This is a genomic window from Clostridium tepidiprofundi DSM 19306, assembly GCF_001594005.1.
Lineage (GTDB): Bacteria > Bacillota > Clostridia > Clostridiales > Clostridiaceae > Clostridium_AC > Clostridium_AC tepidiprofundi.
This window is the reverse complement of record NZ_LTBA01000015.1, coordinates 55,092-63,251: the sequence shown is the minus strand read 5'-3', so window position 1 is coordinate 63,251 and position 8,160 is coordinate 55,092. Positions and strand designations below refer to the sequence as shown.

9 protein-coding genes are annotated in these 8,160 nt (G+C 28.8%); all 9 read right to left on the bottom strand.

Going from position 1 to position 8,160, the window contains the following annotated elements:
* Positions 1–314 precede the first annotated feature (314 nt).
* Positions 315–938 (bottom strand): DUF4342 domain-containing protein, encoded by a 624-nt coding sequence (locus CLTEP_RS07760; RefSeq protein ID WP_066825051.1) that lies wholly within the window; start codon positions 936–938, stop codon positions 315–317.
* 4 nt (positions 939–942) lie between these two features.
* Positions 943–1,683 carry a DNA repair protein RecO gene (recO, locus tag CLTEP_RS07755; protein ID WP_066825050.1) on the bottom strand — a complete coding sequence of 247 codons (741 nt, stop codon included), beginning with the start codon at positions 1,681–1,683 and terminating at the stop codon, positions 943–945.
* Between the two features lie 33 nt (positions 1,684–1,716).
* Positions 1,717–2,601 (bottom strand): GTPase Era, encoded by an 885-nt coding sequence (gene era, locus CLTEP_RS07750; protein ID WP_066825049.1) that lies wholly within the window; start codon positions 2,599–2,601, stop codon positions 1,717–1,719.
* 33 nt (positions 2,602–2,634) lie between these two features.
* Positions 2,635–3,036 (bottom strand): cytidine deaminase, encoded by a 402-nt coding sequence (locus CLTEP_RS07745; RefSeq protein ID WP_066825048.1) that lies wholly within the window; start codon positions 3,034–3,036, stop codon positions 2,635–2,637.
* A gap of 91 nt (positions 3,037–3,127) precedes the next feature.
* Positions 3,128–3,823: a diacylglycerol kinase gene (locus tag CLTEP_RS07740; protein ID WP_066825046.1), complete on the bottom strand. Its 696-nt coding sequence runs from the start codon at positions 3,821–3,823 to the stop codon at positions 3,128–3,130.
* An 85-nt stretch (positions 3,824–3,908) separates the two neighbouring features.
* Positions 3,909–4,409 carry an rRNA maturation RNase YbeY gene (gene ybeY, locus CLTEP_RS07735; RefSeq protein WP_066825044.1) on the bottom strand — a complete coding sequence of 167 codons (501 nt, stop codon included), beginning with the start codon at positions 4,407–4,409 and terminating at the stop codon, positions 3,909–3,911.
* 2 nt (positions 4,410–4,411) lie between these two features.
* Positions 4,412–6,685, bottom strand: a complete 2,274-nt coding sequence (locus CLTEP_RS07730) for an HD family phosphohydrolase (protein ID WP_066825042.1) — start codon at positions 6,683–6,685, stop codon at positions 4,412–4,414.
* 36 nt (positions 6,686–6,721) lie between these two features.
* Positions 6,722–7,888, bottom strand: coding sequence for a sporulation protein YqfD (gene yqfD, locus CLTEP_RS07725; protein ID WP_084364762.1), 1,167 nt, complete (start codon positions 7,886–7,888; stop codon positions 6,722–6,724).
* Positions 7,869–8,156 (bottom strand): sporulation protein YqfC, encoded by a 288-nt coding sequence (yqfC, locus tag CLTEP_RS07720; RefSeq protein ID WP_066825040.1) that lies wholly within the window; start codon positions 8,154–8,156, stop codon positions 7,869–7,871. Before yqfC ends, yqfD begins: the two co-directional genes overlap by 20 nt.
* Positions 8,157–8,160 lie beyond the last annotated feature (4 nt).

The window sequence follows — 8,160 nt, the reverse complement described above, 5'->3', positions numbered from 1 at the left end:
AACTATTGAAGATATTAACTACTTAAATAAACGTACACAAATACGTTATTTATGATATATAAATTGTACTATGGAGGTGATAAAAAGTAAAGATTATTATAAAAATTTTTAACAATTATTAAAAAAAATATGCTTAGTCTTTTTTTGAAAAATCATATGTAATTAAGTGTAAAATTTGGCATTTAATTTTTGCTTGATAGATAGATCAAACTAGATTTTGCTCTTTAGAGCTGAAATAAATTACATTTAGTATTGCCTATTACACATTATATCATTCTCTTTAAAAAAGCCAGCGAAAATGCTGGCTCCTTTGACTATTCATTATCAATATCAGATTCATTGTTTGTTTTATCTTTGTTGACGTTCTCTTTATATTCCTCTTCTTCAACATCATCAAACTTAACACTGTACTGATAAAATTTTTCTTTACCGTCTTCGCTTTCTTTGTTATTTGCCTTATGCTCTACTTCATTTTTTAAATCATTAACTTTTTCCTTTATATCATCAACAGCATTCTTTATTATAGTATTAACAACCTCAACTGTACCATCTTTTCTTGTTATTTCAACAGTAATCTTAGTAACAACAGCTGTAAGTATTCCTAAAGCTAACAATTGAGGATAAATAAGCGTTAATATACCTGCTGCTAGCCCAGCATTCACAGGAATATCTATAAGCACCCTATCGTCTTTCTTAATTTTGATTCTTGAAACATTGCCTTTCCTTACCAAATCCTTAAGCCACTGCTTGAACTCACCTTGAGTAGTATGAAATTCCTCATAAATTTTTTCATCATTCCTATTACTTTTTTCCTCAATGTAAATTAAAGCATCAACAACATCACCATTACTAGCTTCTAATGCTTCCTTAGCTTCTGCGTATGAAACGTTCACTCTTTCTCTAATTATGTCTATCTTTTCCAATGTAATGTCTGACATAATATCACTCCTTTAAATTTAATAATAATTCTAGAGATTTCGGTTTTCTCTTATATATTTGAGATATAATATTTGACAATAACTGATACAATTCTTTTTTTGAATTATCATCTAAAATAAGCCTATAAAATCTTTCTAACGGCAAATTGCTTAAAAATCTTAATGCATTATATGTAGTATTGCTTACTTTTACACAGGTAGATGTACTGCACTTATCACAAACTGCCCCAAAATACCTAGTATCTATATAATTCGATCTTTGAATTTTATTTCTACAAATACTACAATACTCCATATTAATGCCATAACCTGTTGCCTCTAATAGCTTTATTTCAAAAGCTCTTATGAGTACTTCTAAATCACCTACATCATTTTTGATTAAGTAATATGCTGTCATAAAAATTCTAAACAAATCCCTATTGCTTTCTTCATCAGGTAGAGAAATATCTATCAATTCATTTAAATATGATGTATATGTTAACGTCTCAATATCGCCTAAAAATACTTGAAATGAATCTATAATGCTTACCTCATTTATTGTATACAATGATTTACCTCTATATACAACAAAATCGCCATAACAAAATGGTAATGTAGCTACTCTTAATTTACTATTTCCCTTCTTTGCATTTTTGGCTATTGCCGAAATCTTACCTAGTTTTTCGGTAAATAGCCATACTAATTTGTCATTCTCTTTAAAATCTTGAGTTTTCAGCACTACAGCTCTTGTTTTAAAAACTGACAGAAAACCATCCCCCCAAAGACATCATTGTAAGTTTTAATCCTTGTATCCAAGCTCTTTCAATAAGAATGGGCTATCTCTCCACTCTTCTTTTACCTTTACCCAAATTCTTAAATAAACTTTAGAATCCAAAAACTTTTCTATATCCATTCTAGCATATCTTGATATTTTTTTGAGCTTACTACCACCCTTTCCTATTATGATGGGTTTATGAGAAGCTTTTTCACACAATAAATTTGCCTCTATATTGTATATACCCTTCCTATCCTTCTTCATAGAAAGAATCTCAATCGCTATTCCATGTGGAACTTCTTGTTCTAAGAGTCTTAATGCCTTTTCACGAATTATTTCCATAACGATAAATCTTTCCTGTTTATCAGTTATCATATCGTCAGGATAATACTTTGGCCCTTCAGGTAGATATTTTTTCATTACATCTAACAAAATATCAATATTTTTACCCTTTCTAGCCGATATAGGTATAACTTCTGCAAAATCGAAGAATTCAGAATAATTTTTTATTGTTTTAGCTATATTTTCTGGTGTACTCTCATCAATTTTATTTATTAAAAGTATAACAGGTATATTAACATTTCTTAGCTGTTCTAAAATATATTGATCTCCTCTACCAACTTCATCATCTGGTGTGGTAATGAATAAAATTATATCTACTTCTTTTATTGATTCCTCAGCTATTTTTACCATAAATTCACCTAGCTTATGTCTAGGTTTATGTATACCTGGTGTGTCAACAAAAACAACCTGAAAATCATCCCTGGTTAATATAGTATGAATATTGTTTCTAGTCGTCTGAGGTTTACTAGAAACAATAGATAATTTTTCACCCATAATATAATTTGAAAGTGTTGACTTACCCACATTAGGTCTACCAATTATTGTCACAAATCCTGATTTGAACATATTTCCTCCTCGCAGTTCTTAATAATTAATTTTTTAATGTTTTTTGAGATTTTCTATTGTGAAAGCTCCTGGCAATATCTCCTCTATAGTTTTCACCATGTATTCATCTTTATTCTTCACAATTATAATTTTAAAATCTTCAGTTGCAAATTCAATCATAACCTGTCTACATATACCACATGGATAAGTGTACTGTGATTCATCACCTACAACCGCCAATGCTTTTATTTTAGTATGTCCTTCTGAAACAGCCTTAAAAATAGCTGTTCTTTCGGCACAATTTGTAGCACCATAGGATGCATTTTCAATATTAGCTCCCGTGTAAACTGTACCATCTTCCGTAATTAGCGCCGCACCAACTTTAAAATTTGAATATGGCGTATAAGCAAATTTTTTTGCCTCAATTGCTTTTTTTACTAAATCATTGTAATTCATACCTAACCTCCAAACGTATGTAAACAAAATAACTAGCGTAAGTAAATTATATCACTAATTCAATAAGATTAACAATTCTTTTCACATTATTCTACAATAAAAGTTGAAAAATTAATATTGTAATTAAACTTCCTAATAAACCACCTAAAATAACTTCAAATATAGAATGAGTCTTTGAATCCACTCTGCTTTGTGCAACAATAATCGCCAAAACAAATCCCAATATTATTCCCGACGGTGTTCTAGTTAAATATGCAATGGACGTAGCTATAGAAAAAGCCACTGCACTATGACCACTTGGCATACCACCCATGAAGGGTGTACCTTTACCATTTAAAATCTTTAATATCAATGTAATTGAAATAACTATAATTAATATCAAAAAAACAATATGAGAATTTGAATTTTTAATTTTTTCTAAGACATTATATGCAATAGGCTTTAATTTGTCACTAAATATAATATACCCTACTATAATAGAATTAATAACAGATATCAATACCGCTCCAGCAGCAATATCTTTAGCATTTTTAACATAATTATTATATTCACTAAAATATGCATCAAGAGCATCTTCTAATGCTGTATTAATCATCTCAGTTATAAGTACTAAAGAAATAGTAATTCCAACTATCAATATCTCAATTTTGCTCAAATCACAAAAAAAACACACAATCAATACCGCAATAGTAATAGTAACATGTATCTTCATATTTCTTTCTTCTATGATAGCTTTTATAATTCCCTCAAATGCATAATTAAAACTATCCAATAAACTTTTTTTCATGACATCCATCCTTATTATCTGCTTATTATTTAAGACATGCAAAACTTGCATGCCTTACTTATGTTTTAATAGAAAATCAAATTTCCTATCTGTATATCTTTAGTTCGTCTAATATTTCTTTCTCCCTTTCTCTCATCTTTGTTTTATCAGCTTCATTCATATGGTCATACCCTAAAAGATGAAGTACTGAATGAACAATCAAATAGCACACTTCCCTTTCAAAAGAGTGATTGTATTCTATGCTCTGCTCTTGTGCCTTTTCAAGAGAAATAGCTATATCACCTAATATTAAATTATCACCATCATAACAAGCACTGTCAAAATCATAATGCAAATACAATTCCTTAAATACCTTTCCATCTTCATACTCAATCATTGGAAAAGATAATACATCTGTTGCTTTATCAATATTTCTCTGACACTTATTTATCTCTCTTATACGAGCATTGTCAACAAAAATAACACTTATTTCGTAGTCCTTTTTAAATTCTTCCCTTTTTAGTGTAAAATCAATAACATATTCTATTTTTTTTTCAAGTTCATCTGTAACATTAATCTTTTCTTGCCTATTATCAATGTATATCATAACTATCTCCTATCTAATTCTTGTATTTTTTCTGAAAGCTTAGGATATTCAATCCTATTATGATATATCCCTGAAAGTCCTTTTAAAAATGCTTTCCTTATTTTTTCAAGATCTTTTAATGTCAAATCGCAATCATCAAGTTGTCCTTCATTAAGCCTACTCTTAATAATATTATTGACCATTTCCTCTATTTTACCCTTACTTGGTTCACTAATTGATCTAACTGCTGCTTCAACACCATCTGCAAGCATTATAATACCCGCTTCTTTACTCATAGGTCTAGGCCCTGGATACATAAAATCTTCTTCTCTCACTTCATCGGGTTTATCACTATTATTTTTCATTGTTATATAAAAGTATTTTACCAATGATGTACCGTGATGCTGCTCAATAATATCTTGAATAACTTCAGGTACTTTATATTGTTTTGCCAGTTCAATACCATCTTTGACATGAGAAATAATTATTAAAGTACTTAAATTAGGAGTAATCTTATCATGAGGATTGTTACCTCTTTGATTCTCTTTAAAGAAATAAGGTCTTTTAAGCTTGCCTACATCATGATAATATGCAGCAACTCTTGCCAACACTGAATTTGCATTTACAGCCTCTGCTGCAAGCTCAGCCAAATTTGCAACAAGAACGCTATGGTGATAAGTTCCCGGTGCCTCTATTAATAATTTCTTTAAAAGAGGTTGATTTGGATTTGAAAGTTCCAGCAATTTAATTGTTGTAATTATGTCAAATATACTTTCGAAAAACGGTAAAAATCCTATTGTCAATACTCCAGCAAGAACACACGCTAAAAAAGCCAAACCTGAATCAATGATAATTTTCACAAAATCACTATTATTTCTAACAATTAAGAGAATAAAAACAAATGCCAAATTAGCAATAGCCGTAAATACCGATGAATACAGTATATCACTTCTTTGATCCATATTTTTTAACATTATAACACCAATTATGGCATCAACTACTGCTAAAACCGTAACAGGTACATTAAATTGAATAACGGCACTTATTAAAATAGTATTTATAACACTTGAAATTATGGCAACATCATCATTTATCAATAACGATAAAAGCATAGGAGCACACGCTAATGGTATTAAATACGGGTTTACTATGCTTATTGTCCTAGCTAAAAGTAAACTTATAAAATTCACTAAATTTATCAAAATAATTGTTTTAGTATTATGAAAAATATCTATATGATATTTATATAAATACATCAATTGTATTACCATTGTAATTATTATAAGTAAGCCTATGCATAAATACCTATACCAAATTGAACTACTGCTATCATTCAATTTATGTAAATCTCTCAATAACTGAATTTGAGCTTTAGTAACTGGTTCACCTTCTTTTATAATAATCTGATCCTTTTTTATTATAATAGGTTTTACCTCGCTAAGAGCTTCATATCTTAATTTTTTAGTTTTAGCCTCATCATACATTACATTTGCCCTAACTTGAGTAAACCCAATTGATTTTCCCAATTCTTTTATTTGCTTAGAAAACTCAGATTTATTAAATTGTGATTCAATAAAATCTTGTGCCTTTTTTTGATCTTCCAACTTTATTTCATCATAAGCATTATCGATAATATTATTATCATGATTATTAGTAATATCATCTGAAGAATTATTTTGTAACTTCTTTACAGGTTTCTTTGCATTTATCTGGAATTCATCATATAGTTCCGACATTACATTTTCTAAGAAATTTTTTAATTGCTCTAATTCTGAAATATTTAATTCTAAAAGAATTTCATAGTTTTCATCAGATAGCTTTATTGGAGATTCTTCCTTTAACCTTTTTAGCTTAATTATTTTTTTCTGATTTTGAGCTGCTTGTTCCAATTTCTTTCTTTTTTCTGCTAATACTTTCTTATCTTTCTCTGAAAGCTCTTTACTATCCTCAACTCCATCATTAATCTGAATATTTATATTAGCACCCTTAATCTCTATTACTTTGGAAATCAGATTGTCAATTGTTTGAATAACATCTCCCTTTACACTTCTTAGCACAGTGTATTGATCTTGTACTGACTTTAAAACTTCCTGTCTCTTCTTTTCAGTAGCCAAAGTATCTTCGATATCATATGGTGCTTTAATGTTTTCTACAGCTATATCGCCTTCCTTTAATGAGTACATTTTAGGTGCCAATGCACTTATTAAAACACCAAATGTAGCAACAAAAGTTATAACAAATATAATTACCATTTTTACCTTATATATTTTCATTAAATTCATAATTTTATCTTTCATGACATACCCACCTTTTTAGCTTGAGTGATTATATGACTAATCTTCATCTACATATTCTATCTTTTGAGGAACTGCAATATTTTCTTCGACTACTACAACAAGTCTAATTTTATATTTATCGCCATCAAATTTAACATCCTTAATTTTATCAACTATTTTAACAGATTTATCAAAATTAACTGTTATATCATCGTATAACTCTTTAAATGCACCTTGAATCATATCATCACAGTCTTCTATTTCTTCTCTTTCCTCTTCCACTTCATAATAAATTTCATTTTTAAAAAATAAGGTATTATTTATTATTTTATCATAGTTTTTGAAATTATTTAAATCATTTTTTATAAATATTTTTTTACCTAATACGGTAAAATAAACTTTTCTTGATTTTTTGCCCGTTCTTTTCCTAATAATTTTATATGATTTCAATATTTTACTCTTTTCATAAAAAGTTTTAGCTATTACTTTTCCGTCAGCATGAACTAAATATTCCGCTCCTTCACTACCCTGTCTACCATTAACTAAAATCTCACCTTTTCTAACCATATCTCCTTCTGAAACCACAGCAGTTCCAGCCTTAGTATATACTCTTATTATTTCACCATCTCTATTTGCTACCAGGTTACATGGAGTATCATCTTTTATAAGATTAGGTGGAGTTTGCCTTTCTGAAATTTTAATATGAAGATGAGTACCCTCAACACGAACTTTTGCCCAAACTATTTCATCATTTTCTCTCATCAATCTATCCTCTATTTCAAAAATATCTATTTTTCTCTTGCTTATGCCTGGGTGTATACCCCAAGTTAATAATTCTTTTCTTATTTCATATGGCGAAATATTATATTCTGTATCTATATTGACACTCCATATAAAGGAAGCTAAATAATATATCATAAGAATAAATAAAATACTTCCAAACAAAAATGCTTTTCTTTTTCTATATCTTAAAATTATAAATTTAACTCCATACTTTTTTAAAACACTCACTTTAACACCATAATTTTCGGCAATACTTTCCACTTTTTTTAGATCACAAGCATTTATTTGCATAGTGTATGTGCAAATATTTTCCTTGTGTACTCTTTTTATTTCTATACCATTTCTCCATAAAATATTTACAAAGCTATCGGGATTAATAGCTGTAATCTCAATAATCACAATTCCTTTATTAATAGTCTTATTATTGCTCATTTTTATCATATAGTACGCTATTAAAAAATCCTTTTAAGGTAATCGTACTTCCCCCTAAATATGATATTTCTAAATTACTTCCCATAACAACTACTATTCCCTGCTTTGTATTAACTTGAATCTCATTTTCCGTAAACATTAAAATTCCTTTATGTCCTTCTATGTTTATTTCGGTATTAGCTATTATAGTTATTTTAGGTAAATCCATTACAACTTCTCTTGGTAAATCTAATTTCTCTGCAATAATTTCCTTTGACTTGTCAATTTTGTTTCTCAAAATA